The organism is Sphaerisporangium cinnabarinum (assembly GCF_055567015.1).
On record NZ_JBVHRG010000005.1, the window covers coordinates 201229 to 228144 of the forward strand.

Consider the following 26916-nt stretch of genomic DNA (forward strand, 5'->3'; position numbering starts at 1 on the left):
CTCGGTCGGGTCGACGGACCGGGCGGAGACGTCAGTCGCCGCGCATCTTCTCCACGACGGCGTGCGACTCGCCGTCCGCGACGACCACACCCTTCTCGAGGAGGACGCCGCGGTCGCACAGGTCGGCCACCATGTCGAGGTCGTGGCTGACGATCACGAGGGTGCGGCCCTCGTCGCGCAGCTGACGGACACGGTCGAGGCACTTGCGCTGGAACGGCTCGTCCCCCACCGCGAGGATCTCGTCGATGAGGAAGACCTCCGGGTCGGAGTGCACCGCGACGGCGAACGCGAGCCGCAGGAACATGCCGGAGGAGTAGAACTTCACCTCGGTGTCGATGAACTTCTCGATCTCGCTGAACGCGACGATCTCGTCGAACCGCTGCTCCACCTGCTTCTCGGACATGCCGAGGATCGCACCGTTCAGCAGGACGTTCTCGCGACCGGTGAGGTCGGGGTGGAAGCCCGCTCCGACCTCGATGAGACCGGCGACCCGCCCCCGCGTACGGATCGTGCCGGCGTCGGGCTGCAGCACGCCCGAGATGAGCTTGAGCAGCGTCGACTTGCCGGAGCCGTTGAACCCCAGCAGCGCGACCGTCTCGCCCTCCTCGACGGTGAGCGAGACGTCGTCGAGCGCGAGGAAGGTGTCGGACAGGTCCTTGCCCCGGACCATCGCGACGGCCAGCTCCTTGAGGGAACGGTTGTGCCGCAGCGTGAACCGCTTCTGGACGTGAGAGATCTCGATGGACGACGTCATCACAGCTCCTGCGCGAAGCGCCCCTCGAGGCGCCGGAAGACGGACTGCCCGAGGAACACGACCACGACCGAGATGGCGAGGCCGACGAATCCCCACATCCACAGGTTCGGAGGCATCGCGGCGGTGCGCGACGTGGCAGGGAACCAGAAGGCGTAGTGGAAGAGCTCCACGGCGGCGGTGATGGGATTGAGCTGGTAGACGGTGAAGAGCCAGCCGGGCAGCGTGTCCCGGACCATCTCCCAGCTGTACAGGATCGGCGACGCCCACGTGGCGACCATCACGATGAGGTCGACGAAGTTCTCGGCGTCCCGGTAGAAGACGTTGATCGCACCGGCCAGGAGCCCCAGACCCAGCGCGAGCGTCGCGATGATCACCAGGCCCAGCAGCCCCGCCGCGACCTCCGCCGGGTTCGGCCTCCACCCTGCGATCACCGTACCGACCAGCAGGACGACGAGCTGCGGGAAGAAGTGCACCGCCGAGACGTAGATCGACGCGACGGGGAACAGCTCGCGCGGCAGGTAGATCTTCCGCACGAGCGGCGCGTTCCAGACGATGGAACGCGTCGCGTTGCCGAAACCCTCGCCGAAGAAGTTGATGACGACGATGCCCGAGAAGAGGTAGACCGCGTAGTCCTCGATCTGGTCGCCCAGCCGGAGGAACAGGCCCATCGCCACGAAGAACACGGCGAACTGGGTCGCCGGCTTCACGTACGACCACGCCATCCCCAGCACCGACCCGCGGTAGCGGACCCGGAGCTCCTTCCGGACGATCAGGCGGAGCAGGAACCGTCGGTCGAGGACGTCGAGGAGACCTCGCCCCTGCCCGGGGGCGACGAGCGGAGCCGGTGCGTTCACGAGGACGGCGGGTTGTCGGAGAAGGTCCTCTCCCACGCCTCGACGGAGGTGATGCGCGGGAGCGCGTCACGGTAGGCGGTCCGCAGGTCGCCCCAGCGCGCGAAGAGCTCCGCGTGGAGCTTCACGGCCTCGGTGAGCATCGTGCGCACGACCCGCGGGTCCCTCCGGTGCCAGGAGACCCCGGTGCCCTCGGCGTTCGAGACGATCGCGGAGTCGTACTGCGACAGGCGCCACCAGCGCGCGTCCTGGTGCGGGACGACGGCCTCGGGACGCTCCCGCTTGTTCTCCGGGACCGGCTTGGCGATCTGCCGGACGACGGTCTTCGCCGCCCACGGCCCCAGCATCAGGCGGCTCGGCATCTGGACGCCGCGCCCCTTGTTCCGGGGCTTCGCCGCCGCGGGCGCCGGGAACTCGTCGAGATCAGGCTTGAGCTGGGCGTCCGTGAAGTCCTGCGTGAGCCGACGGATCTCCGGGAGCTTCGTCCCGATCATGCCGTGCAGGCCGTCCGGCCCGGCGAGGACGTCCCGCATCGCGAGGATGCGCCCCTGCTCGGTGTAGTACTGCATCGAGATCAGGTGCTTGACGTCCATGTACGTGGACTCGCGCAGCACACGCCCGCCTCGTTCGTACAGGGAGTAGAGCAGCGCCGTGATGAGCCGGTTGCGCTCGTGGAAGTACGACTGCCACCCGACGAGGTCGTCCTTGTCCCCCCACGAGACGTGCCAGACGGCCGCCCCGGGGAGCGAGACCGTCGGGAAGCCGTGCGCCCGCGCACGCAGGCCGTACTCGGCGTCGTCCCACTTGATGAAGACCGGGAGCGACAGGCCGATCGTCCGGATCACCTCGGTGGGGATGAGGCACATCCACCAGCCGTTGTAGTCCACGTCCGCGCGGCGGTGCAGCCACGAGGTGGCCCGGAGCCCGCTCTCGCGGAAGTCGTGGCCGTTCTCCATGTCCGGGTGCGGGACGCCGGGCTGGATCCGCCAGGGCTCGACGATCTCGCCGAAGGTGTGCAGGACGGAACGGTTGTACATGTCGAACATGTGCCCACCGACGAGCGTCGGCACCCGCGTGAAGTCCGCGAACGTCACGAGCCGCAGGATGCTCTCCGGCTCGAGGACGATGTCGTCGTCGAGAAGGATCACGTAGTCGCTGCGGCCGGCCGTGACGGTCTCGTACATCGCGCGCGAGAAGCCGCCCGACCCGCCGATGTTGGCCTGCTTGATGATGCGCAGCTGGTCGCCCATGGCGGCCGCCACGTCGGCGAACCCGTCCTCGTCCTCGACGCGCTGCGACCCCTGGTCGACGATGATCAGCTCGTCGAGGAGCGCGCGCACGGAGTCGTTCTCGGCCACGCTGCGGATGGTCTCGAGGCAGAAGTCCGGGCGGTTGAACGTCGTGATGCCGAGCGACGTCCGGCCGTGCCGCGCCGCGTCGTCCTCGACCTCCCACACCGCGCTCTCGAGCAACAGGGGCTCCGTGCCGCCGATGAGGTCGAACCAGTACCACCCGCCGTCGCCGAAGCGGTCGAGCGGGAGGTCCACGGAGATCGTCTGGCGCCCCTCCACGTGGAACGACTCCACCCGGTGCTGGGCGCCCTTGGCGTTCGAGCGGTAGACGGTGAGGTTCCCGTTGCCCACGAGCTCGGCGGTCAGCCGGACGGAGCGCACCACGGTCCACCGGCGCCAGTACCCGGCGGGGAACGCGTTGAAGTAGCTGCCGAAGGAGACACGACGCCCCGCCCGGACGCTCATCGACAGTCGGCTGCGGATGTCCTGGGCGCGGACGGACTCGGAGGCCCGGGGCGCCGAACCCGCACCTGCTCCCGCGCGGAGGGAGTCGAAGTCCGTCTTGGACGGCGCCGGCCGCGCCTCCCCCGCCTCGACGTAGAGCGCCAGGCTGTCGGAGTCGGACTCCACGGGGAAGATGACCCGCTGGACCGTCCGCATCGTCTCGCTCTGCGTCGTCGTCTGCTTCTCGTCGGTCGCCGTCACGCGTCGACCCCTCCGCTCTCGATTCGCGTACCCCCACCGAAGTGCGGCGCGAGCTTGTTGTCGACCACGGAGAGCGCGGCTCCGATGGCCATGTGCATGTCGAGGTACTTGTAGGTCCCCAGCCGGCCACCGAAGATCACGTCCGTCTCCCCCGCCGCGAGGTCGCGGTACTTGAGGAGCCGCTCACGGTCCGCCGGCGTGTTGACCGGGTAGTACGGCTCGTCGGCGCGGTCGGCGAAGCGGGAGAACTCCCGCATGATCACGGTCTTGTCCGTGGGGTAGTCCCTCTCGGGGTGGAAGTGCCGGAACTCGTGGATGCGCGTGTACGGCACGTCCGCGTCGGCGTAGTTCATCACCGGGGTGCCCTGGAAGTCGCCGACCGGGAGGACCTCCTCCTCGAAGTCGAGCGTGCGCCACGACAGGTCGCCCTCGGCGTAGTCGAAGTACCGGTCGACCGGACCCGTGTAGACGACGGGGACGTTCCCCACCACGTTGCCCTTGCTCACCGGCTGCGACTCGTCGAAGAAGTCGACGCCCAGACGCACCTCGATGTTCTTGTGGTCGGCCATGCGCTCGAGCCACGCCGTGTAGCCGTCGACCGGCAGTCCCTCGTGCGTGTCGTTGAAGTACCGGTTGTCGTACGTGTACCGGACCGGCAGGCGCGAGATGATCGACGCGGGCAGCTCGCGCGGGTCCGTCTGCCACTGCTTCGCCGTGTACTCGCGGATGAACGCCTCGTACAGCGGGCGCCCGATGAGGGAGACCCCCTGCTCGTCGAGGTTCTCGGGCTTCTTGCCGCCGAGCTCCGCGGACAGCTCCTTGACGAGCGCGCGCGCGGCGTCGGGCCCGTGGGCCGAACGGAAGAACTGGTTGATCGTGCCGAGGTTGATCGGCATCGGGAAGACCTCGCCACGGTGCGTGGTGTACACCCGGTGGACGTAGCTCGTGAACGCCGTGAAACGGTTGACGTACTCCCACACCCGTTCGTTCGACGTGTGGAACAGGTGCGCGCCGTAGCGGTGCACCTCGATCCCGGTCGACTCCTCGGCCTCGCTGTAGGCGTTGCCACCGATGTGGGACCGGCGGTCGATCACGAGGACCTTCCGGTCGAATTCTGCGGCGATCCGCTCCGCGACGGTCAGGCCGAAGAAACCCGAACCGACAACGACAAGGTCGGCGTCCACTCAATCTCCTTAGGTAGCACGCTGGCCGGGACAGCCTACGTGACCGGCACGGCCGGGAATGCCCGCAGCGAGCCGCGGGGAACGGTCAACACGGAACGTTCACGCGCGAGGACTACCCGCAGGACGTGATCGCGTACACCCGCGCCGAACCGCCCTCGTCGACGAGCTCGAGGCCGAGCGGCAGGTCCTCGGGGTCCTCGAGCAGAGCCTCGTAGCGGACCTGGTTCTCGTTCTCCGGCCAGTAGGGCCGGGAGTCCGTGTAGAGATGCGTCACGCCGATCCGGTCCAGGGCTGCACAGACGTCGTCGACCTCGCTCCTCGCGTCGAGCTCCGTCGCGAGCAGCAGCTCGTCTGCCCCCCAGCTTCCGCTGATGTGCGGGAAGACGACGTCGTGACCGGTGATCCCGTAGACGAACGGCGCCCCGGTGAAGGGCGACCCGAGCACGACCGCGTCGTCGGGCAGCTCGTCGTCGAGGCGGTCGATCATGGCGAGCTCGTCCTGCGTGACCAGGCCCCAACGACCCTCGGGGTCGGCGTAGTAGAGGTCGTACATCCACTGCCGCCCGTCTGCACGCAGCCAGCCGCTGCCGAGGATCACGGCGACGAGCGCCACGGCGGTCACCACCTCGGCCGCGACCGCGGCCCGGCCTGCCCCGCGACCTCGGAGAACCCGACGGACCGCCTCACCCACTCCTACCAGCCCGATGGCGGTCAACGGCGCCATCGCCACCACGCAGAGCGCCCCGATGCGCAGCGGGTCCGAGTACCACGGGCCGACGACCCACTGCAGCGCGGGCAGCGGCGCCACGGTCAGCGTGTACATCCCCAGGACGATCACGAGGCTCACGGTGAGCCACCGTCCTCGGCGCAGCAGGAACGTCGTGAGGACTCCGAGGATCACGAGCCCGAGCAGCCACCAGGCACGGTCGGTGTTGCCGTAGAGCATGGCGCCCTGCTGGGAGTCCGTGACGACGCTGAGGACGGCGTCGAGACGCCCCTCGAGCTGCTCACGCCGGTACGACGACACGGACCGGACGAGAGGGGAGAACGCGAGGACGACGGCGAGCGCGACGACCGCCACGGGGATCCCGACGACGACCGAGCGCACCACCCGGGAGGACTCGCGGTATCCGCGCGCGGCACGCCACCACGTCGCCGCCCACAGCGGAGCACCGAGCACCACGTAGGCCAGCAGCCCGTTGGGGTGGCAGACGGTCACCCCGCCGAGCACGGCCACGAGCCCGACGAGCACCGCGGGCCTGCTGCCGGGGTCGGCTCCCGGCAGCGCCGCACGTCGCATCCCCGTCAGACGGACGGTCAGGGCGAGCGCGACCGGCACGAGCGCGAACGCGAGCGCGTTGGGCCAGAGCGTCCCGACCGACTGGATCCGCGCGGGGAACGCGATGAACGCGCCGCCGAGGCACATCGCCACGACGGGCGCGAGGCGGCTCGTCGGCACGACGGCGCCGACGAGGCAGGCCAGACCCAGCGGCCAGACGACCGCGGCCACCACGATGGCCGTGACGTTCACCGCGGCGGGGATCGAGTCACCGACGACGAGGGCGACGAGATCGTGCCACCCGGCCGGGTAGAAGCGCGCGATCTGCGGGTTGCTCGACACCGCGCCGAGGTGGAGCGTCGACCCGTCACCCGTCTCCAGGATCCATCGCACCGCGTTCACGTGGAAGGGCGTGTCCCAGGTCTGCGCGGGCATCCCCGGGTCGACCATGCCGCGCTTGACGGGGAGCGCCGCGAGAGGTGCGGACACGACGAGACCCACGAGGGTCCACAGCGCCGAGGGCGGGGAGGGGGCGTCGGTCGGCCAACGCCTGCCGAGCAGGCGGCGCAGTCCCAGCACGCACACCAGGACGACCACCGTGACGACGAGCGCACCGAGCCGGCCCCACGGCATCCCGACGAGCTCCAGGAGCACCGCGCCGGCGCCGAGCACGGCGATGCTCACCGCAGGGGCGGCAGCGAACAGCCAGACGCGCCGCAGGCCCAGCGCCGCGCCGACGGCGAGGCCCGGCCCGAACAGGAACAGCAGCGCCCACCCGAGCTCGTCCAGGACGGACCACCAGCTCACCGAGGCCTCGATTCTTCACTCACGACGGGTCTTCGTCCGACGGTTCGCGTGCCGGGCGGGCACCAGCGGCTCCCGTCGGACCGCCACCAGGACCCACACCCGATACAGGGCACGCCGAACCGGTTCGCCCAGGACACGATATCCGCCACGGACGACGACGTTGCGCACGAACTGCGCGAGCGTCGTGAACCCGATGGCCCGCATGCGTCGCTGCAGCTCGATCTCCGACCGCAGGAGCCGGCGTCCACCGCGCCGCCGGTAGGCCCCGGCGTCGACCCGGTAGAGGACGAGCGGTTCGGGGACGTTCGCCACCCGGGCGCCGCCTGCGATCATGCGCGCGAAGAGCCAGTAGTCCTCGAGCAGGTCGAGGTGCTGGTACCCACCGGCCTCGCGGACCGCGCTCCGGCGGAACACCACCGTCGGGTGGTTGAACGGGGACGCGAACCGGGCCCGTCGCACGATCTCCGCCTGTGTCGTCGGGGGGACGCGGACCAGCCCGTCGTCGGGCCGGCTGTCGTCGAGCTCCTCGATGGCGCTGCCGACGAGGTCGAACCCCCGCTCGAGGAGCGGCAGCTGGGCGGCGAAGCGCTCGGGGCGGGAGACGTCGTCGGCGTCCTGCCGGGCGACGACCTCGTGACGGCAACGCACGAGGCCGGCCTCCAGCGCGCGGGCCAGGCCGACGTTCGCCTCGAGCCGGACGTGGTCGACGGGGACGACGGAGGCGTCCACGAGTGCGCGGACGGCCTCGTCGAGCTCCGGGCCCGTCGGTCCGTCCTGAACCAGCACCACCTCGTCCGGCGGGAGCGTCTGGTCGGCCGTCACCGAGAGGAACGACCTCCGCAGGTGCTCCGGGTCGTCGCTGCGGTAGTACGGGAGCAGGACGGAGAACGACGTCGTCGTCACGCTGCGGACCGTTCGAGCCGCTCGACCGAGGCGCTGACCGGACCGAGCCCCGCGAGGACCCGGGTGTTCGGCCGAGGGCGGCGGAACACCCCGTCCCGCAGCCCCTTCGCCCCGGCGGTCAGCAGGGTGCGCCGGTCCTGCGAGCGGGCCGCGGTGCGCAGCCACCGCCGCGCGCTGGCCCCGGCGTACAGCACCCGCTCCGACGCCGAGAGCGACGACGAGCGGGTCAGCATCCAGATCTTGTTGCGCACCTCGTAGTAGAACCGGGGCCCCGGGTCGGCATCGGTCGCCCCGAAGGTCTTCGTCCGGTGCTCGACGACGCTCCGCGGCACGTGCAGTCCGGTCCCCGACCGCAGCAACCGGGCGGAGTACTCGAAGTCGTCGTTCCAGATGAAGTAGTCCGCCACGGGCAGCCCGTGGTGCCGGACCGCTCGTGCGTCGACGAGCATCGAGACGAACGAGGAGGACCGCACCGGGACCGCGGCGACCGAGGCCGCGGACCGCACCTCCGCCCCGGCCGCACCGGGGCGCCGTCGCGGCGTGTTCATCGGGTGGTCACGGCCGTCGGTCCACACCACGCGGCTCCCCAGGAGTGCCACGGGCCCGCCGTAGCCGTCGCGGGCGGCCAGGAGCTCCTGCAGCGCCTCCGGCGTCGGGATCGTGTCGTCGTCCATGAGCCAGACCAGGTCGGCGTCCATCGCCTCGACCGCGTGCGCGAGGCCGACGGCGAAGCCCCCGGCACCGCCGGTGTTGCGCGCCAGCTCGAGCACGGTCGGCGCGACGCGGTGGGCCGCAGCGACGACCGCCGAGTCGTCGGGCGACGCGTTGTCCACGACGAGCACCGCGTCGACCGGCCGCGTCTGGGCAGCGAGCGCGTCGAGCGCCTCCACGAGCAGGTCCCGGCGCGCGTACGCGACGACGACCGCGACGACCCGCGCCGGCGCGCCGCCCGAGGTGATCACGCCGTCCCGCCCCCGAGCACGATGCGCGGCGTGCCGGACCAGCGCGCCGCGTCGGTGACCCGACGCCCGTCGACGACGAGGCGGACACCCGGCAGCCGGTCCGGCCCCAGCTCCGCGTACTCCGCGTGGTCGGTCTGGACGACCGCGAGGTCGGCGGTGTCCCCGTAGGCGTACGGCTCGAGGCCCAGCGACCGCAGCTCGTCGTCGGAGTACAGCGGGTCGTGGACCACCACGGTCGCGCCACGATCCTCGAGCGCTCGGACGGTGGCGAACACGCCGGAGAACGCCGTCTCCTTGACCCCGCCGCGGTACGCGGCCCCGAGGACCACGGCGCGCAGCCCCGTGAGGTCACCGAGGACCTCGGCCGCGCGCTCCACCACGCGGTCCGGCATGGCGGCGTTCACGGCGCGGGCCTCGCGGACGATCGACGCCTTCGGGTCCACCGACAGGTAGAGGCGCGGGTACACCGGGATGCAGTGGCCGCCGACCGCGATGCCCGGACGGTGGATGTGGCTGTACGGCTGGGAGTTGCACGCCTCGATCACGGAGTACACGTCGATGGCGTGCTCGTCGGCGAACAGGGCGAACTGGTTCGCGAGGCCGATGTTGACGTCCCGGTAGGTGGTCTCGGCGAGCTTCGCGAGCTCCGCCGCCTCGGCGGACCCCAGGTCCCACACCCCGTTCGGACGGGCGAGGTCGTCCCGCTCGTCGAACGTGAGGACCGCCTCGTAGAACTCCCGGGCCCGCTGCGCGCCGGCCTCGGACAGCCCACCGACGAGCTTCGGGTAGCGACGCAGGTCCGCGAACACCCGTCCGGTCAGCACCCGCTCCGGCGAGAAGACCAGGTGGAAGTCCTCTCCCTCACGCAGGCCGGAGACCTCCTCCAGGAGCGGCTTCCAGCGGTTGCGCGTCGTGCCGACGGGCAGCGTCGTCTCGTACGACACGAGGGTCCCGGGGGTCAGGTGCTCCGCCAGCGACCGCGTCGCGGCGTCCATCCAGCCGAAGTCCGGCTGCGCCGTCTCCTCGTCGACGAAGAGCGGCACCACCAGCACGACGGCGTCCGCACCCGGCACCGCGTCCCCGTAGTCGGTCGTCGCGCGCAGCCGGCCGGCAGGGACGAGCTCCGTGAGCTTCTCCTGGAGGTGGGCCTCCCCGGGGAACGGCTCCACCCCGGCGTTGACCTTCTCGACGACGGCGGGATTCACGTCGACGCCCACGACGTCGTGCCCCTGGTCGGCGAACTGGACGGCAAGGGGAAGACCGATCTTGCCGAGAGCGATGACGGCGATGCGCATGGGTTCCTCATCTGGAAGGGGACGTTGCGCACGCGACAGCAGTGCGCCGTACAGGATGATATGGCGGTCAGCGTCGTGTCAGGACCGACGCGGTCATGAAACGCAGCGGCGCCTCGCGAGCCAGGAGACGTGACGGGTCCCGAGTCAGCACAGCGGCGGCCGAGCGGTAGCGGCGCCGCGCCTCGCTGAGCGCGAAGAGGCGGTCGACGGGGGTGCCCACGTCCAGGACGGCGTCCAGAAGACGGCGGTCGGCCACGGAGAGCACACGCTCCGCACCGGGGGCGAACCCGAGCACACGCCGCGTCACGTCGCGCAGGTCGTCGCGCTCCTCGGGCGTCCAGAACGCGGGATCGGGTCGGTTGTGCACAGCACCGAAGACCTGGACCCGGAGGAACTTGACCGCGTAGGACGCCCTGGCCCGGGCAGGCAGGTTCATGAACCACTCCGCCTCGACGAGGCTCGGCAGGTACGTGAACTCCTCGGCGACGGGCTTGGGGCGGAACGTCACGCGATCTACCGCATCGGCACCGATCACGTAGGCCGGACCGGTCCTGTCGTAGCTGATGCGGCGCCCGGAGAACCACAGCGCGAGGACGAACGCGATGTCCCCTCCCACCGGCGCTCCCTCCGTCAGGCGGAGCCTCGGGAACGCCTCCCGACGGACGAGCCCCAGCGGAGCGCTGCGGTACGAGAGCCTGTCGCGGGTCCCGTCCAGGCGGCGCGTCCTGCCCGGGCGGACGGGTGGCGTCGGCACGACCGGACCGGCCGCATGCCGGAGCCGGGTGACCACGACGTCGGCGTCGTCGGCACGCTGCTTCCTCAGCCAGGAGTCGACCGCGCCCGGTTCCAGCACGTCGTCGGAGCCCATGATCGACGTGAACGGCGCCGTCGCCTCGTCCATGCCCCGGTTGAACGGGCCGGAGGGCGACCGCACGCCGTCGACGTGCTCGACGAGCCGCACCCGGGGATCGGCGGCGAGGGGACCCAGCTTCTCGGCGATCTCGGCGCGCTCGATGTTATGGCACACCACCGTGACGCGGATCGCCGCCCGGGTGCCGTCGAGCACCGACGCGACAGCGCGCTCCACCGGCCGCCCCGCGCTGTGGACGGCGACGACGAGGTCGACCGCGGGTGTCGGGTCAGCGGTGCTCATGAGATCCTCCTGGTCGTTCCTGGGTCGGCGTCATCGACCGCCGCCGGGGCGTCCCGCGACGATCGCGTCGACGGCGCGTGCCCACACGTGCGCGACGTTCTCCGCCGACAGCTCGTGCGCCGCGGCGTCTGAGGCCCGCTTCCAGGCGGTCACCTGCTCCGGGCTGAGGCCGTCGATCACCTCGGCCAGCGCTGGCGCGTCGAAGGCCTTCGCCACCGCCCCGATCCCGTGGGCCCGGACGGGACCTGCCATCTCCTCCGAAGGCCCGACGACGACACCCAGCCTGGCCTGGACGTAGTCGAAGAACTTGTTGGGCAGAGCCCACCGATAGCTGAAGTTGATGGGCGGCAGGATGAAAACGCCGACGTCGTACTCGTTGAGCGTCGCCACCAACCGCTCGTACGGGACGGGATCGTGCACCGTGACGCCCTCGACCTGGCTCGCGCGGGCGCGGAGGTCGTCGACGTACCGGGGGTTGTTCGGCGTGAGGAACAGGTCGAGCGTGATGTCGGTGCGCGCGAGGTCGACGGCGTCGATCATGAGCATGAGGTCGCGGTCCGCCATCCCCGCGCCGCTGTGGACCAGCCGCAGCGGCTCGCCCGTCGGCCGGGCCGCGAGGTCGGCGTAGGGCGCGGCGTTGGTCACCACCTCCGGGTGGAAGCCGAACTGCTCCGCGTACTGGCGCGCCAGCCCTCCGGAGACCGTCGAGGTCGAGGCCACCCGGGAGACGTGGGCGCGGCACAACCACTCGTAGTACGGCTGCCGCCACCGCACCCAGTCCGCGACGTGCTCGTGCCGCCGTGGGCTGTACTCGTGGAGGTCCGCGTGGATGATCCGCGAGGGCCAGTGCCGCCGCGCGAGCGGGACGGTCTCCAGGTCGTTCGTGAGCACCGCGTCGAACTCGCGCCCGGCGAGCGCACGGTGGGCGGCCCGCACGGCGCTCGTGCGCCAGTAGGCGACGGAGAACTGCCGCACCGCGAGGAGCTTGGCGTTCACGTCGTTGTAGGGGGCATCGTCGGGGATCCGCACGTGCTCGTCGACACCCTCGGGCGCGTCTCCGTACCCGCAGGTCGTCACCGCGTAGTCGTCGCGGAACCTCCGGACCTGCTTGAGCAGCCGGGCGTCGGAGACGATGGGCGAGAAGGAGAGGATGAGCAGTCGTGGGCGCGACCGGTCCGTCACGTGCGGGCCTCCAGGAGGAACGGGCGGAGTGCATGGCTCGACGTCCGGCCGTCGTGGACGGCCGCGACGAACTCGGGGCCTCGGGCCGCTCGGTGTCGGTGGCGCTCGCGGTCGTCGAGCACGGACGTCAGCACCTCCTCGAGCGAGTCGGGCGTCGCCTCGACGATCGGCAGCTCCAGGCCGGTCGCCCGGAGGACGTGGGACCGCACCGCGGGCGACACGTGCCCGACGACCACACGGCCGGCCGCCATGGCCTCGCACGCCGCGACCCCGTAGCTGCCGATCCGGAACTGGTCGAGCACGATGTCGGCCTCACCGTAGAGCGCGGGCATGTCGGCCGCCGCGACGCCCTCGACGTACCGGAAGTCGATCGTCCCGCGCTCGGCGAGCCTCTCGAGCACCGGGGCGATCAGCTGCGTGCCCTTCACGGACGAGCTGCTCGGGACGTGCACCACGAGCGGTCGCGGCCGCTCGAGCACGCGCGCCGACGGAGACCACCGGGCCGCGTCCACGACGACCGGGCACCACGTGGCGTCGGGGACGTCGTCCAGGAGGTCGGGCGTCGAGACGAAGACCGGCGCGCCGAGAGAGGCGAGCCCGTCGATGTTCTTGCGGGCGACGTCCTCGAGCGTGGCGGCAGCGGCAGGGTCGTCGTGGAAGGGCGACCAGGGGTGAGTGTCCCGGTGCCGGCTCGGCAGGCGCACGTCGGTGCCGTGGCACATCATCGCGACGCGCAGCCCCGACTCCTGCAAGGACCGTGCCTCCACGAAGGCGTCTCCCCCGTGCAGCCGGCCCAGGAGCGGGCGCTCCGCCTCGACGAGGACGTGCGTGAACTGCTCGACGTACCGCCGCTGCTCCTCCTGCCAGGGCCGGGACAGGAGGTAGGTCGCGACCGGTACCGCGTCGTCGGCGGGGAACCGGAACCCGTGCTCGACCTCGGCCACCATGTTCACGGCCCCCACGCCGGGGATCTCGCGCTCGACCGCGCGGGCCCACAGGTAGCCCTGTCCCGCGTAGTTCGTCGGGCCCACGAAGAGACGCACCGGCGTGCCCGGCACCGGTGGACGCGATCCGGCGCGCGCTCCCCCGCCCGACAGGCGGCCGAGGACGTCTTGGGCGACGCGGCCCAGCGGGCCTCCGCCGCCCGCCACGATCCGGTCGAGCGCTGCGTTGACGGGGCGGGGCAGACGCGAGCGACGCGCGACGAGCGCGCTGACGAGCCGGTTGAGACGCGTGGAGATCGACATGAGCTACACCAGGCCTGCGAGCGTCGCCTGCACGGCGAACTCGGGCACCCGCTCCACCAGCTCGTCGAACCGGCCCTGGTCGACGATCGTGCCGTTCCGCATGAAGCAGATCAGGTCGTTGTTGCGGACGGTCGAGAGCCGGTGCGCCACGCTGATGACGGTCACCCGACCGCGCAGCCCGCTGATGGCCTCCGCCACGCTGGCCTCCGTCTTGGTGTCCAGCGCGCTCGTCGCCTCGTCGAGCACCAGCACGAGCGGGTCGGAGTAGAGCGCACGGGCGATCCCGAGACGCTGACGCTGGCCGCCCGAGAATGCCATGCCCCGCTCACCGATGCGGGCGTCGATCCCTCCGTCGCGCGACGCGACGACGTCCCACAGCTGCGCCTGCTGGAGCACGGCCACGACACGGTCGCGGTCGATGTCGCCGCTCCACGAGAGTGCGACGTTCTGGGCCACGGTCCCGTCGAAGAGCGCCACGTCCTGCGGGACGTACCCCACGCGGCTGCGCCAGGCGCCCAGGACGTCCTCGAGACGCTGGTCCCCGACGGTGATCGACCCACGGGAGGGCACGAGCAGACCCAGGAAGATGTCGATCAGGGTCGACTTCCCGGCGCCGGACTGCCCGACGACACCGACCGTGCTGCCCAGCGGGACGGACAGGGTGATCCCGTGCACGGCCTCGACCGTCGTCCTCGGGTAGGTGAACGCGACGTCACGCAGCTCGAGCGTGCGCGGCTCGCCGACGATGGGCGCCTTGCCGATCTGCTCGGCGTGCGCGATGTACTCCTGGGCGGCGCGGATGTCTCCGATCACGGCCTGGACGTGCGGGATGTTCGCCGTCGCGCTCGACATCGTGGACTGGAAGGTGACGAGCGCGGGCACCATGCGGAAGCCTGCGACGCCGAAGAGCGCGACGCTGGCGAAGGCCTCCGCCTGCCCCTGGGTGAGCCAGGCGAACCCGCCGACGAGGACGAACCCGCCGATCAGCGCGGAGTCGATGACGAACTTCGGCACGGCACCGAGGAACGAGATGTTCGCACGCGCCCGGGTGGTGTGGATGCGGTTCGCGTGCACGACCTGGGCGACCTCGCCCGCCTTGTCGCGGAGCGTGATCTCCTTCAGGGCGGAGACCATCTCCGTCATGAGCGTCGCGACCCGGAACGAGTAGTCGCGGTTCACCCGGCCCGCCTGGTACGAACGGCGCCCGACCCACAGGTAGAGGAAGGCCGCCACCAGACCGAGGTAGACGAACGTGATGCCGGCGGTCGCGGGCTGGGACACGGCGAGCACCAGGAGCACCGCTCCGAGCGTGACCACCTGCATCGGCAGACCCGCGACGGGGAGCAGGAAGCCCGAGGTGACGTTCGCGATACCGACGTCCGCGAGACGGACCAGCTGCGCGGTGTTCCGCCCGAGACGCTCGGTCCACGGCGCCCGGATGTACGCCTCGAAGAGCCTGTCGCCGATCTCGAGCTCGAACGCGGCGAAGCGGCGGGTCGCGAACCACTGGAGCAGGACGGAGAGCCCCGACTTGGTGATGATCAGCAGGCAGGCGAAGAGGATGACCCACACGAAGCTCGACTGCTCGACCGAGCCCACGAGCGGCAGGTCGATCGTGGACGACCCCGTCGCCATGCTGGACAGCGCCACGGCGATCACGCCGAGGGCCGCGATGTCCAGCAGACCCAGCGCGCAGCTGAGCGCGACGTACCACTTGAGGAACCGGCGCGCGCCGCCGGGGAGGTAGGGCAGGATGCTGCTGAGCGTTCCGAAGATGACCTTCAAGCGGACCGGACCTTTCACCTGGACGGGTGGTTGAGCCCGCACGTGTGCGGGCACCGCGCCGTTCGTCAGAGGACGTCGAGCGTCTCGGCGAGCACGCGCGCCGAGAACCTCCCCCCGTGCAACGTGTCGACGAACCGCGGCCCGCGCGAGGCGACCTCACGGAATGCCTCCCGGTCACCGGCGATCCGCCGCAGCACGTCGGACAGCGTATCCGGTGTCGCCTCGACGATGGGAACGTCGAGGCCGCTCGCGTCCCGCGCGGCGGACCGCACCTGGTCGTCGACGTGCGACACGACGACGCGCCCCGCGGCCATCGCCTCGCACGCCGCGACGCCGTAGTTCCCGATCCGGAACTGGTCGACGACGACGTCGGCCTCCCCGTAGAGCGCGGGCATGGCGTCGTTCGGCACGCCCGAGACAGGCCGGTACTCGATCACCCCCGCGGCGTCCAGCTCACGCAGTGCGGGCTCGACGAGGGCCGTGCCCTTGACGACGCCCCGGCTCGGGGCGTGCACGACGAGCGGTCGCTCCCGCTCGAGCAGCGGGGTCCCGCTCGCCCACCGCTCCGGCTCGACGACGACGGGGCACCACCGCGCCCACGGCACGTCGAGCAGGAGGTCCGGTGTCGAGACGAGCACGGGCACGCCCAGGTCGGTGGCGGTGACCTTGTTCACCGCGGCGATCTCGCGGAGCCGCGGGACCTCCTCCCAACCGTTCTCGTGGAACGGGGACCACCTGCTCGACGCCGCGTGGCGGTCCGGGGACCGGATGTCGCTCCCGTGGAACAGCATCGCCACCCGCAGCCCGTGCGCGCGCAGCTCGGCGACCTCGGCCGCGGCGGTCCCCGCCCCGAGACGAGGGAAGAGCGGTCGCCCCGCCTCGAGGACGACGTGCGTGAAGCGCAGCACCTGCTTCCGCTGCGCGCGCTGCCACCGTCGCGAGGCGGCGTAGACCGGGTAGGGCACCGGGTCGTCGACACGGAACCCGAAGCCCCCGTCGCGCACGGGCGCCATGCTCACCGCGGTGAGGTCGTCGACGTGCCGCTCGAGCGCGCGCGACCACGCATACCCCTGGCCGGCGAAGTTGGCGGGGGCGACGTAGACCCGTCGACCGGTCGCGGGCACCGCGACCGGCGCGGGGCGGTCCGCGGCGCTGTACCCGAAGTAGCGCTCGTCGAGCCGCTCCCCGACCACGAGCGGGAGCCGCCGCTGCACCTCGTACAGGAACCCGTCGAGCCGCGGGGGAACGATCCCGCGGAGCCGTCTCGCCGCGCCCATCGAACCTCCTGGAGTCTCGTCGTCCGTCGGACCTCCGCCCAGGACGGAGCCCATCATGGTGTTCGCACCGCGCCGAGGACAAACGGCCGCTCCGCCCTGCGCGGGCCGGGCGTGCCCGATTGATAGCCTCTCGACCATGTCGTCGTGGTCAGGCCCCGTCGCGCGCATGCCGCGAGCCGACTCTCTCACCGGTCTGCGGTGGTGGGCGGCGTTCGGCGTCTTCTGCTACCACATGGCGAACTTCGCCCCCCTGCCGGTCCAGGCGGTGTTCGACTACGGCAACTTCGGGGTGACGTTCTTCTTCGTCCTCTCCGGGTTCGTGCTGACCTGGGCATGGTCGTCCGCCACGCCCGCGACGACGTTCTGGTGGCGACGCGTGGCACGCATCTACCCCGCGCACCTCGTCGCCCTCGCCCTCGCGATACCCGTCTTCTACTCGGTGTCGCCCGACCCCGAGCAGTGGTGGGTCAAACCCTTCGGCGCCGTGCTCCTGCTCTCGATCCCTCTGCTGCAGGGCTGGTCGCGGGACCCGTCCGTCCTCTTCTCCGGCAATCCGGCCGCGTGGACGCTCACCTGCGAGGCCTTCTTCTACGCCCTGCACCCGGCGCTGCAGCGACCTCTCCTGGCCGTGCGCACGCGTGGCGCGCTCCTCTTTGCCGCAGGCACCATCGTCGTCGCGCTCACGTATCGCACCGCCGCGATGGGGGCACCGGGCTCATGGTGGTCCTCCGGTCTCCCGTGGCCCGTGGTCCGGCTCAGCGAGTTCTTCCTCGGCATGTGCCTGGCCTGGGCCGTACGGAGCGGCTGGCGTCCTCGGCTGCGCCCATGGTTCGGGTACGCCGCCGCGCTCGGTCTCGTCGGCCTGCTGATCGTGTGCCGGACTCCTGCCGCGCCCGCCTCGGTCGCACGTTGGGTCAACGGTTCGGCGAACGAGCTGGCCATGGTCGTCTGCGCCCTCATGATCGTTCTCGTCGCGGTGCGCGACCTCGCCGGCCGCCCCTCGTTGCTCCGCACCCGGCCCCTGGTCGCCCTGGGCAACGCCTCGTACGCCTTCTACCTGGTGCACGCTACGGTGCTCTACGCGCTCCTCGCCCTTCTCGGTCACCGGGGCGAAGCATGGGCGAACCTCGGGTGGTACGCGGTGACCTTCGCGCTCTCGCTGGCGCTCGCGCTCGCGCTGCACCACGGCGTGGAGGCACCCGTGGAGCGGCGCATGCGGCGATGGTGGGACGCACGCCGTGCACGCAGGCAGCCACCGACCGGGCCCGTCCCGAGCCCTGGTGCGACGATGCCGCAGCCCAAGCCCACCACCGTCTGAGGAAACGATGCCCCCACGCACCCCGACCCGCGTCGCGATCGCTTCCCGGGTCTATGCTCCCGAGCCCGCGGCCGCGGCCTTCCGGCTCCGGGCCGCCGCTTCTGCCCTCGCACGACGCGGGGCCGACGTGACCGTCCTCACGAGCCGCACGTCAGCAGCAGGTCTCGCGGGCGAGCGCGGGGTACGGGTCCGACGGTGGCCGGTCCTGCGCGCGAAGGACGGCACGGTCCGGGGCTACCTCCCGTACGCCTCTTTCGACGCACCCCTGCTCGGGCGGCTCCTCCTCGGCCGACGGAACGACACGGTCCTCGTCGAGCCGCCCCCGACCACGGGCACCGTCGCGCGCCTGGCGCTCACGATCCGCCGGACGCCCTACGTCTACTACGCCGCGGACCTCGTGTCGGCGGCCGCCGAGGGTGCCGGTTTCCCGGCCCCGGTCGTCGCGCTGACGCGGGCGCTCGAGGCCTTCGCGGTGCGTCGCGCCGCCGCCGTCGTGACGGTGAACGACGACCTCCGCCGGCACGTGGAGCGCCTGGGAGCGGCGCCCTCGCGCGTCCACGTCGTCGGCAACGGAGTCGACACCGGGGTCTTCACCCTCGACGGCCCGGTCCGGGACGTCGCACCCGGGCGGTCGGGACCGCTCTTCGTCTATCCCGGGACCATGAACGACCTGCACGGTGCCGAGGTCTTCGTCGAGGGCTTCCGGCGGGCGCTCCCGGACCTCCCCGGGGCGACGCTCGTCATGGTGGGCCGCGGCAGCGAGGTCGAGCGCGTCGCCGCCGCAGGCGCCACCCTCGAGCCTGGCTCGTTCGTGGGTCTGGACGCGATGCCGGGGACGGACGTCGCCGCGATCGTGCGCGGAGCCACGGCGGCCCTCGCCTCCGTCCGACCCGGCGGCGGCTACACGATCGCCCTCGCGACGAAGGCGGTCGCCGCGGCGGCGACCGGGACGCCCGTGGTCTTCGCGGGCGAGGGACCGACCGTCGACGTCGTGACCGAGGGCGGGCTCGGGCACGCGGTCCCGTGGGACGCCGACGCCGTGGCCGACGCACTCCGGACGGTCGCCCGCGGCTCCGACGGCGACGCGGGGAGACGCGCGGAGCGCGCGGCATGGGTGCAGGCCAACGCTTCGCTCGACGCCGTCGGCGAGCGGGTCGCCGAGATCGTCCTGGCCGCACGCCGCTAGGCGAGCCCACGCACCGACGGCGGTGCGCCGTGCCGCGCTGCCAGGTCCCTGAGCGCGTGGGATGCTGCCCCCATGCCACGTCGTCCTCGCGCCCTCGCACTCCTCACCGCCCTGGGGCTGCTCGTCTCCGGCCTCGTCGGTCCCGTCGCGGCGTCCGCCGCGGTGGTGACCTCGGAGCGCGTCGTCCTCCCACCGTCGGGGACGGTGACGATCGCGGGACGCGGCTACGGCCACGGTCGTGGACTGTCGCAGTGGGGGGCCCGAGCGGCGGCCGCTCAGGGCGTCGGCTACCCGGCCATCCTCGACTTCTACTATCCCGGTACCGTGGCGGTCACCCAGTCGAACCAGGCGATCCGCGTGCTCATCAGTGCCGACACCGACAACGAGGTCCGGGTCGTCGCGGAGGCCGGAATGACCGCCTCTGACACCGTCAACGGGCCCCGCCCCATCGGATTCAGCGGTCAGCAGGTCACACAGTGGCGGATCGTCCGCCAGGCGCCCGGACTGTACCTCGAAGGGCTCGTGAACGGCTCGTGGCGGAGGTGGTCGCAGGGCGCGTCCGCGACGTACCTCGACCTTGCCTCACCCGACGGCACCCTGCGGCTGATCCTCCCGGACGGACGGCAGAAGGAGTACCGAGGGTCGCTCCGTGGTGTGAGCGACGGCGACTCTCCCCGGCTGCGGACGGTGAACGCCGTGCCGCTCGAGTCGTACCTGCGCTCCGTGGTGCCGGCCGAGTCGCCGTCGAGCTGGCCCGCCGACGCGCTGCGGGCACAGGCCGTCGCGGCCCGGACGTACGCGTCCCACCAGCGGGCCTCCGCGGGGAACGCGGGGTGGCAGACCTGCGACACCACGCAGTGCCAGGTCTACGCCGGGATCAGGACGCTCAACGCGTCGGGCACCGTGACCGCCGTCCACGAGGCAGCGTCCACCGACGCCGCGATCTCGGCGACGGCGAACCAGGTGCGCCACTACGGCGGGGCGCTCGCCTTCACCCAGTTCAGCGCGTCCAACGGTGGCTGGACGGCCGCGGGGAACCTGCCCTACCAGGTGGCGCGACGCGATCCCTGGGACCCGATCGGCAACCCGTCGCACGCGTGGTCGGTGAAGGTCTCGGCGAGCACGCTGCGCTCGGCGTTCCCCCAGGTCGGGACCCCCCGCTCCGTCGAGATCCGGCGCCGGACCGGCGACGGTGAGTGGGGTGGTCGCGTCGTCGAGGTCGTGGTCTCCGGGTCGAGCGGGTCGACGTCCACGACGGGTTCCGGGTTCCGCAGCGCGCTCGGCCTGCGGAGCGACTGGTGGAAGATCACGGGCAGCACGGCGCTCGACTCCGACACGACGACGGACGGACGGACGGACCTCACCGCCGTGATGTCCGACGGGACCCTCCGGGTGTACGAGGGGAACGGGACGGGCGGGTTCGCCGAGTCTCGCCAGGTCGGCAACGGATGGTCCACGATGCGGCTCGTCGTCCGGGCCAACGACCTCACCGGCGACGGCCGCACCGACCTTCTCGCGGTCGACGCGGCGGGCGTCATGTGGCGCTACCCGACCACGGCCGACGGGGCGTTCGCGCCGCGCGTCCGCGTCGGTTCGGGCTGGGGAGGCGCCCGGACGGTCGTCGCCCCCGGGGACCTCGACGGCGACGGCAACGCTGACCTCCTCGCCATCGACACGGCGGGCGTCCTGTGGCGGTACCGGGGCCAGGGCAACGGCGGGTTCTCGGCACGCGAGCGCATGGGCGCGGGGTGGCAGTCGATGTCCGTCGTGGTCGGCGGCGGGGACTGGAACTCGGACGGGAGGGCGGACTTCCTCGCCCGCGACGGTGCCGGACGTCTCTACCTGTACCGCGGTGCGGGGAACGGGTTCGACCGCGCACAGATCGGCACAGGGTGGGGCTCCATGCGGCTGCTCACCGTCGTGCGGGACTGGGACGGCGACGGACTCCCTGACCTCGTCGCCACCGGCGCCGACGGGCTCCTGTACCTCTACCGCTGGACGGGCTCCGGCTTCGCCAGCCGGACGACGATCGGCAACGGCTGGGGGGTCGTCGCCCGTCTGGCGTGACACGCGTCGACGCGCTGCGGCCGGGGTGGCATGTGCTGCCCCGGCCGCAGCCGTGTCAGGACGCCACGCCTCCGGAGGGCACGGCGCCGAAGCTCCAGGCAGGCACGAACCCGCCTCGGCCGTTGCCCGGGTAGAGGGTGATCCGGCCGTCGTTCCCGACGAACGCGAGGTCGGGGTTGCCGTCCCGCGTCGCGTCGCCCGTCCCGATGACGGCGGCAGCCGAACCCCAGCCGGACCCGATCTGGCGGGACGGGCCGAGCGTCCCCGCCCCGTTGCCCTGGCGTAGGAAGAGTCGGCCGTTCTCCCGGGTGATCACGTCCGGGACGAGCCCGGTCCACGCGCCGGCGCTCACGATGGTGTCGGCGGCGCCCGCGTCGGTCGCGAGGAGGATGCGCGCGCCGAAGCCGCCCTTCCCGTCGCCCGGGTACAGCCAGATCCGCCCGCCCGTCCGGTCGAGCGCGAGCAGCGCGGGCTTCCCGTCGCCGACGAAGCCGGGTGCGGCGACGACGTCCCGCATCGCGTTCCACCCGCTGCCCACGCGGACACCGCTGGTCGCGAACGTCCCGTTCCCGGTCCCCCGGTGGAGCAGGAGCTCGCCGCCCGGGTTGCGCACCATCAGGTCGGGGCGAGAGTCGCCGTCCCAGTCCCCGGCGACGATCACGTCGGCGCCCTGCGCGACGCGGACCGTGGTGGGGACGCTCCGCGCGAGCACATCGCTCTTCGCGTACGCGTACCGGTGGAGGCGCCCGTCCTTGGCGACCGCGTAGACCTCGACCGTGCTCCCGGTCCGGGCCGCGACGACGCTGGTGAACGACTGCCAGCCGGTCCCGATCTGCGTTCGCGCGCCGAACCCGCCCTGACCGTTCCCCGGGTACCGCCACATCTGCCCCTGCGCGTCCCGGGCGATGAGGTCCGCGTGCCCGTCGCCGGACGCGTCGCCGACGCCGAGGATCGTCGTCATGGCGTTCCAGCCGGAGCCGGAGGCCACGCTGCCGGAGAAGCCGCCCTTGCCGTCCCCGAAGTAGGTCGTCAGGCGACCGTCGGACGCCCTCGCGACGAGCGCCGGTCGTCCGCCCTGGACGTTGCCCAGCATGACGACGGCCGACATGGAGCCCCATCCCGTACCGATCTTGCGCGGTGTACCGAAACCGCCGGATCCGTTGTTCGGGTAGAGCCACAGCGCGCCGTCGCGAGTCCGCGCCAGGAGGTCGGGAACACCGTCGCCGTCCCAGTCGGAACCACCGGTGATCAGGGTCATCGTGCCCCAGCCCTTGCCGATCTGCTTCCGGGGCTGCCAGCCGTCGGCCGTGCGTCCGTAGAGGAACAGTCCACCGGCCGCGTCCCGAAGGATGAGGTCACCCCGCCCGTCGCGGTTCCAGTCGCCCGCTCCGATCACGGTCCCCGAGCTCCAGCCGTTCCCGACGGCGGTGGGTGACGACCACGCCCAGCCGGCCTGGGTGAGCAGCGACACGACGCCGTTCTTCTGCACGGCGAGATCCGGCTGCGCGTCGCCGACGAGACTACGGGTGATCGACCGGAAGGGTCCGCCGCCCTGCAGGCTCGACGCACGCGAGCGCAGCTCTCCGAGCCGGGGGTAGAGGTTCGCCCCCGGACAGGACGTCTGCCCGACGTCGCGGTGCCCGACGACCGCAGGCTGGGTGCGACCGTCGATGGCCGCGGTCCCGTTCGCGCGGACGCCGTGGAGGGAGAGCTTCCACGCGATCAGGCGCGACATCGAGTCCATGGCCGCGGCCGGCACGGCGACCTGGTCGTAGTTCCCCATGAGCGAGAGGCCGAACGTGTGGGAGTTCACGCCTGACGCGTGTGCGCCCACGATCGCTCGCTCCACCCCGCCCGCGCGTCCTTCCCAGATGCGACCGAACTTGTCGACGAGGAAGTTGTAGCCGATGTCGCCCCAGCCGCGGGACTGCGCGTGGTAGGTGTAGATGCCCCGGATGATCGACGGCACCTGCGCCGCGGTGTAGTTGTTGGAGCCGGCGGTGTGGTGCACCACGGCGCCGTTGACGCGGCCGACCTGCGGCGTCCAGGTCATGATCGACTCGTCGGCGCCCCACTGCGCGCGCGTGTTGATCGTCGGACGGGACACGGCGGCCGCCGCGAAGCCGTCGGGTTCGGAGGAGGTGCCGCCGGGCGCGGACTCGTCGACGATCGCGGGCGGCGCGGCATCCGGCTCCTCGACGAGGCTCGTCGTCGCCACGGTCGGCTCCGCGTCGGCCTCTCCCGGTTCGATCACGACGAGGCGGATGTCCTGCGGAAGGCTGTCGGCCGCGCCGCGCACAGCGACCTCGACCTCGTCGACGTCCCCGACGAAGGCCGGCTCCGTTCCGTCGCGGAGCACGGTCGCGTCGGACCCGACCTCGTCCTCCGTGGGGTCGTCCGAGACGACCTCCTCCTGGTCGAGGACCGCCCACTCGGACCAGGAGTCCGCCGTGCGCGTCCGCAGCACCACGGTCGAGCCGTCGGGTGCGGTGCCTTGCTCCCAGGTGACGCCGACCACCGCGAGGCCGGTCGTCTCGCCGGAGGTCGCGACGACCGTGCCGTCCTGCTCGGGAGCACCTGCCTCCGTGAACGGGGCGTCGGCGTCCGCGGGCGCGTCCAGCGCCTGGGGGCTCTCGTCCACGGCGAGCTCCGCGACGTCGGACTCGATCCCCTCGTCGCCCTCCACGACCTCGAGCGAGGCGCGAGGGGGCGCCGCCGTGGCTGGTGCCGACGTGGCTGGTGCCGACGTGGCTGGTGCCGACGTGGCGGGCGCCGCGGTCGCTGCCGTGAACGGCAGCGCGAGTACCGCGGCGCCCGCCACGAGGGATCGAAGTGACGTGCCGAACCGATGCGACTGCATCGTTCCTCCCCTGTGGTCGAGATGTGTGCCTTGGGCACTCTCTCGTCACCGTACGTTCCCGGGAGAAAGTCCGCAGTGCGGGCGAGCAGGTTCAGAGGGTGATCATCGTGCCGGTACGGGACGAATCGAGCACGGCCTCCGCGACCTCGAGGGTGCGCAGCCCCTCCTCCATGGTCACGACGTCGTGGCGCAGTCCCAGCACCGCGTCGCGGAACGCCTCGTGCTCGACGCGGAGCGGCTCGCGCTTGGCGAAGGCGTACCGCGTGACGTCTCCCTCGGAGACGCCCCGGAAGGCCGAGACGGCCTCCCACTCCGTCGGGATGACCCCGTTGGCGTAGAAGGTGAGGTCGGCGGTCCCGGTGTCCGCGACGAACGCGCCGCGCTCGCCGGTGACGATGGTGACCCGCTCCTTCATCGGCGAGAGCCAGTTGACGACGTGGTTCGTCACGACGCCGTTCTCGAGCCGTCCGGTCACCGTCACCATGTCCTCGTGCGGGCGACCGCTGCGGTGGGTCGTCTGGGCCGCGACCGACCGGAACGGGCTCTGGGCGACCCAGGCCGTGAGGTCGATGTCGTGGGTACCGAGGTCCTTGACGACCCCGACGTCGGCGATGCGCGCGGGGAAGGGCCCCTGGCGACGGGTCGCGATCTGGTACACCTCGCCGAGCTCGCCCGCCTCCGTGCGGCGGCGGAGCTCCTGGAGCGCGGGGTTGAAGCGCTCGATGTGCCCGACGGCGCCGACCAGGCCGGCCTCCGCGAACGCCTGGGCGACCTTCCGGCCGGCCTCGCTCGTCGCGGCGATGGGCTTCTCGACGAGCGTGTGGACGCCGGCCGCGGCGAGGGCGAGCGCGACGTCCTCGTGGAAGACGGTGGGGACCGCCACGACCGCCATCTGGATACCGGCGGCGATCAGCGCCTCGACGTCGGGAAGGACGTCGAGGTCCCCCGACACCCCGTAGGGGTCGCCGCCCGGGTCCGCGACGGCCACGAGGTCGACGCCGTCGATCTCGCGGAGCACCCGGGCGTGGTGCCGACCCATGGCGCCGAGCCCGATGAGACCTGCGCGAAGGTCTGCCATCACGCACCTGCCTTCACGACGGTGTTGACCGCGGTGACGATGCGGTCGAGGTCGGCCTGGGTGAGCGACGGGTGCACGGGCAGGGAGATCACCTGCTGCGCCGCGATCTCGGTCTCGGGCAGGTCGAGGCCCGGCGCGAAGTGCCGCAGGCTCTCGAGACGGTGGTTCGGGATCGGGTAGTAGACGCCCGAGCCCACGCCGTGCTCCTCGCGGAGCGCGGTCACCACGCCGTCCCGGTCGTCGGCGACCCGGATCGTGTACTGGTGGTAGACGTGCACCGCGCCGTCGGCGACGGGCGGCGTGACGACGCCCTCGAGGTTCTCGGTGAGGAACGCCGCGTTGCGCTGGCGGTCCGCGGTCCAGCCCTGGACCTTCGTGAGCTGGACCCGGCCGATCGCCGCGTGGACGTCGGTCATGCGGGCGTTGAACCCGACGACCTCGTTCGCGTACTGACGCTCCATCCCCTGGTTGCGCAGCAGACGGACGTTGCGGGCGACCTCGTCGGTCGCGCACGACACCATGCCGCCCTCGCCCGACGTCATGTTCTTCGTCGGGTACAGGCTGAACATCGCGAACGTGCCGAACGAGCCGACCGGGCGGCCGTCGAGCGTCGCACCGTGCGCCTGGGCGGCGTCCTCGAAGAGCAGCAGGCCGTGCTCCTCGGCGATCGCTCCCAGCGCCGCCATGTCCGCGGGGTGGCCGTAGAGGTGCACCGGCATGATCGCCTTGGTGCGCTCGGTGATCGCGGCGCGCACCGCGTCGGGCGACAGGCAGAAGTGGTCCGGCTCGATGTCCGCGAACACCGGCGTCGCACCGGTCAGCGCGACCGAGTTCGCGGTCGCCGCGAACGTGAACGACGGGACGATGACCTCGTCGCCGGGGCCGATGCCCGCGGCGAGGAGGCCCAGGTGGAGCCCGGAGGTCCCGGAGTTGACGGCGACGCACGTGCGCCCGCCGACGAGCACGTCGGCGAACTCCTGCTCGAAGGCGGCGACCTCCGGGCCCTGGGCGATCATCCCGCTGCGCAGCACGCGGTCCACGGCCGCTCGCTCGTCGTCCCCGACGATCGGCTTCGCCGCGGGGATCAGTGTCTGGCTCATTCGGCCGCAACCTCTCTGATGGTCTCGTCGTGCTCTTCGTAGCGAACCCCTGTCACCGGGCAGACCCAGTGCTCGCCGTCCTGCTCCAGCGGTCGGCCCGCTCGCCCGACCCAGCCGACGCGCCGCGCGGGAACCCCGACGACGATGGCGTGGTCCGGGACGTCCTTGGTGACGACGGCGCCGGCGGCCACGGTCGCCCAGGCGCCGATCGTCACGGGGGCGACGCACACGGCGCGAGCTCCGATCGCGGCCCCCTCGCCGATCGTCACGCCGACGGCGTGCCAGTCGTCCGCGCTCTTCAGCGACCCGTCGGGGTTGACCGCGCGCGGGTACGTGTCGTTGGTCAGCACCACGGCGGGCCCGATGAAGACGCCGTCCGCGAGCGTCGCCGGCTCGTACACGAGGGCGTAGTTCTGCACCTTGCAGTTCCGGCCCATCTGCACGCCGGTGCCGATGTAGGCGCCCCGTCCTACGACGCACGACTCCCCCATCGACACCCCCTCACGCACCTGGGCGAGGTGCCAGATCTGGCTGCCGTCGCCGATCGCGGCATTCTCGGCGACATCGGCGCTGGGTGCGATGCGCACACTCATGATGGGAAGAGCTCCTCGCTCTCGACAGCAGTGGGCGG

At 71.9% G+C, this 26916-nt stretch carries 20 protein-coding genes; 3 read left to right on the forward strand and 17 right to left on the reverse strand.

Features of this window, described 5'->3' with window-relative positions; translation table 11 throughout:
• Positions 1 to 31: 31 nt before the first annotated feature.
• The 13 genes from ACZ4MO_RS09630 to ACZ4MO_RS09690 form a co-directional block, all read right to left on the reverse strand.
• A complete protein-coding gene (locus ACZ4MO_RS09630; RefSeq protein ID WP_175009124.1) occupies positions 32 to 754 on the reverse strand; it encodes an ATP-binding cassette domain-containing protein in 723 nt (240 codons plus the stop codon).
• Complete coding sequence (locus ACZ4MO_RS09635; RefSeq protein ID WP_175009123.1) at positions 754 to 1608, reverse strand: ABC transporter permease; 855 nt, start codon at positions 1606 to 1608, stop codon at positions 754 to 756. The genes ACZ4MO_RS09630 and ACZ4MO_RS09635 overlap by 1 nt, the downstream gene beginning before the upstream one ends.
• Positions 1605 to 3602, reverse strand: coding sequence for a glycosyltransferase (locus ACZ4MO_RS09640; protein WP_255437260.1), 1998 nt, complete (start codon positions 3600 to 3602; stop codon positions 1605 to 1607). Before ACZ4MO_RS09640 ends, ACZ4MO_RS09635 begins: the two co-directional genes overlap by 4 nt.
• Positions 3599 to 4786: a UDP-galactopyranose mutase gene (gene glf, locus ACZ4MO_RS09645; RefSeq protein WP_034650576.1), complete on the reverse strand. Its 1188-nt coding sequence runs from the start codon at positions 4784 to 4786 to the stop codon at positions 3599 to 3601. Before glf ends, ACZ4MO_RS09640 begins: the two co-directional genes overlap by 4 nt.
• 112 nt (positions 4787 to 4898) lie before the next feature.
• Positions 4899 to 6872 (reverse strand): DUF6541 family protein, encoded by a 1974-nt coding sequence (locus ACZ4MO_RS09650; protein ID WP_175009122.1) that lies wholly within the window; start codon positions 6870 to 6872, stop codon positions 4899 to 4901.
• A 15-nt stretch (positions 6873 to 6887) separates the two neighbouring features.
• Positions 6888 to 7775 carry a glycosyltransferase gene (locus ACZ4MO_RS09655; protein WP_175009121.1) on the reverse strand — a complete coding sequence of 296 codons (888 nt, stop codon included), beginning with the start codon at positions 7773 to 7775 and terminating at the stop codon, positions 6888 to 6890.
• Positions 7772 to 8737, reverse strand: coding sequence for a glycosyltransferase (locus ACZ4MO_RS09660; protein WP_175009120.1), 966 nt, complete (start codon positions 8735 to 8737; stop codon positions 7772 to 7774). The genes ACZ4MO_RS09655 and ACZ4MO_RS09660 overlap by 4 nt, the downstream gene beginning before the upstream one ends.
• The gene (locus ACZ4MO_RS09665) at positions 8734 to 10032 is read right to left on the reverse strand and encodes a nucleotide sugar dehydrogenase (RefSeq protein WP_175009119.1); all 1299 of its coding nucleotides are present in this window, start codon (positions 10030 to 10032) and stop codon (positions 8734 to 8736) included. Before ACZ4MO_RS09665 ends, ACZ4MO_RS09660 begins: the two co-directional genes overlap by 4 nt.
• 67 nt (positions 10033 to 10099) lie before the next feature.
• The gene (locus ACZ4MO_RS09670) at positions 10100 to 11185 is read right to left on the reverse strand and encodes a glycosyltransferase (protein WP_175009118.1); all 1086 of its coding nucleotides are present in this window, start codon (positions 11183 to 11185) and stop codon (positions 10100 to 10102) included.
• Between the two features lie 30 nt (positions 11186 to 11215).
• Complete coding sequence (locus ACZ4MO_RS09675; protein WP_175009117.1) at positions 11216 to 12367, reverse strand: glycosyltransferase family protein; 1152 nt, start codon at positions 12365 to 12367, stop codon at positions 11216 to 11218.
• Entirely contained in the window at positions 12364 to 13614 is a 1251-nt protein-coding gene (locus tag ACZ4MO_RS09680) for a glycosyltransferase family protein (RefSeq protein ID WP_175009116.1), read from the reverse strand. Before ACZ4MO_RS09680 ends, ACZ4MO_RS09675 begins: the two co-directional genes overlap by 4 nt.
• Positions 13615 to 13617: 3 nt before the next feature.
• A complete protein-coding gene (locus ACZ4MO_RS09685) occupies positions 13618 to 15399 on the reverse strand; it encodes an ATP-binding cassette domain-containing protein (RefSeq protein WP_175009115.1) in 1782 nt (593 codons plus the stop codon).
• Positions 15400 to 15464: 65 nt separating this feature from the next.
• Positions 15465 to 16676: a glycosyltransferase family protein gene (locus tag ACZ4MO_RS09690; RefSeq protein ID WP_175009114.1), complete on the reverse strand. Its 1212-nt coding sequence runs from the start codon at positions 16674 to 16676 to the stop codon at positions 15465 to 15467.
• A gap of 136 nt (positions 16677 to 16812) precedes the next feature.
• Between ACZ4MO_RS09690 and ACZ4MO_RS09695 the strand changes: the two genes are divergently transcribed.
• The 3 genes from ACZ4MO_RS09695 (at position 16813) to ACZ4MO_RS09705 (ending at position 21247) form a co-directional block, all read left to right on the forward strand.
• Positions 16813 to 17994, forward strand: a complete 1182-nt coding sequence (locus ACZ4MO_RS09695; protein ID WP_255437258.1) for an acyltransferase family protein — start codon at positions 16813 to 16815, stop codon at positions 17992 to 17994.
• Between the two features lie 7 nt (positions 17995 to 18001).
• Positions 18002 to 19180 carry a glycosyltransferase gene (locus ACZ4MO_RS09700; protein ID WP_175009113.1) on the forward strand — a complete coding sequence of 393 codons (1179 nt, stop codon included), beginning with the start codon at positions 18002 to 18004 and terminating at the stop codon, positions 19178 to 19180.
• 72 nt (positions 19181 to 19252) lie between these two features.
• Positions 19253 to 21247, forward strand: coding sequence for a SpoIID/LytB domain-containing protein (locus tag ACZ4MO_RS09705; RefSeq protein ID WP_175009112.1), 1995 nt, complete (start codon positions 19253 to 19255; stop codon positions 21245 to 21247).
• 55 nt (positions 21248 to 21302) lie between these two features.
• Here the strand turns inward: ACZ4MO_RS09705 and ACZ4MO_RS09710 are convergent, their stop codons facing one another.
• From ACZ4MO_RS09710 to ACZ4MO_RS09725, 4 genes are all read right to left on the reverse strand, one after another.
• Positions 21303 to 23933: an FG-GAP-like repeat-containing protein gene (locus tag ACZ4MO_RS09710; RefSeq protein ID WP_175009111.1), complete on the reverse strand. Its 2631-nt coding sequence runs from the start codon at positions 23931 to 23933 to the stop codon at positions 21303 to 21305.
• A gap of 265 nt (positions 23934 to 24198) precedes the next feature.
• A complete protein-coding gene (locus tag ACZ4MO_RS09715; RefSeq protein WP_175009110.1) occupies positions 24199 to 25185 on the reverse strand; it encodes a Gfo/Idh/MocA family oxidoreductase in 987 nt (328 codons plus the stop codon).
• The gene (locus tag ACZ4MO_RS09720) at positions 25185 to 26285 is read right to left on the reverse strand and encodes an aminotransferase class I/II-fold pyridoxal phosphate-dependent enzyme (RefSeq protein ID WP_175009109.1); all 1101 of its coding nucleotides are present in this window, start codon (positions 26283 to 26285) and stop codon (positions 25185 to 25187) included. The genes ACZ4MO_RS09715 and ACZ4MO_RS09720 overlap by 1 nt, the downstream gene beginning before the upstream one ends.
• Positions 26282 to 26878 (reverse strand): acyltransferase, encoded by a 597-nt coding sequence (locus tag ACZ4MO_RS09725; RefSeq protein ID WP_155098530.1) that lies wholly within the window; start codon positions 26876 to 26878, stop codon positions 26282 to 26284. Before ACZ4MO_RS09725 ends, ACZ4MO_RS09720 begins: the two co-directional genes overlap by 4 nt.
• Positions 26879 to 26916 lie beyond the last annotated feature (38 nt).

What these genes read in the sequence shown, in the direction of transcription:
- ACZ4MO_RS09630 (WP_175009124.1), bottom strand. Translation starts at nt 754, where the DNA reads ATGACGTCGTCCATCGAGATCTCTCACGTCCAGAAGCGGTTCACGCTG.
- ACZ4MO_RS09665 (WP_175009119.1), bottom strand. Translation starts at nt 10,032, where the DNA reads ATGCGCATCGCCGTCATCGCTCTCGGCAAGATCGGTCTTCCCCTTGCC.
- ACZ4MO_RS09670 (WP_175009118.1), bottom strand. Translation starts at nt 11,185, where the DNA reads ATGAGCACCGCTGACCCGACACCCGCGGTCGACCTCGTCGTCGCCGTC.
- ACZ4MO_RS09680 (WP_175009116.1), bottom strand. Translation starts at nt 13,614, where the DNA reads ATGTCGATCTCCACGCGTCTCAACCGGCTCGTCAGCGCGCTCGTCGCG.
- ACZ4MO_RS09690 (WP_175009114.1), bottom strand. Translation starts at nt 16,676, where the DNA reads ATGGGCGCGGCGAGACGGCTCCGCGGGATCGTTCCCCCGCGGCTCGAC.
- ACZ4MO_RS09695 (WP_255437258.1), top strand. Translation starts at nt 16,813, where the DNA reads ATGTCGTCGTGGTCAGGCCCCGTCGCGCGCATGCCGCGAGCCGACTCT.
- ACZ4MO_RS09700 (WP_175009113.1), top strand. Translation starts at nt 18,002, where the DNA reads ATGCCCCCACGCACCCCGACCCGCGTCGCGATCGCTTCCCGGGTCTAT.
- ACZ4MO_RS09705 (WP_175009112.1), top strand. Translation starts at nt 19,253, where the DNA reads ATGCCACGTCGTCCTCGCGCCCTCGCACTCCTCACCGCCCTGGGGCTG.
- ACZ4MO_RS09715 (WP_175009110.1), bottom strand. Translation starts at nt 25,185, where the DNA reads ATGGCAGACCTTCGCGCAGGTCTCATCGGGCTCGGCGCCATGGGTCGG.
- ACZ4MO_RS09720 (WP_175009109.1), bottom strand. Translation starts at nt 26,285, where the DNA reads ATGAGCCAGACACTGATCCCCGCGGCGAAGCCGATCGTCGGGGACGAC.
- ACZ4MO_RS09725 (WP_155098530.1), bottom strand. Translation starts at nt 26,878, where the DNA reads ATGAGTGTGCGCATCGCACCCAGCGCCGATGTCGCCGAGAATGCCGCG.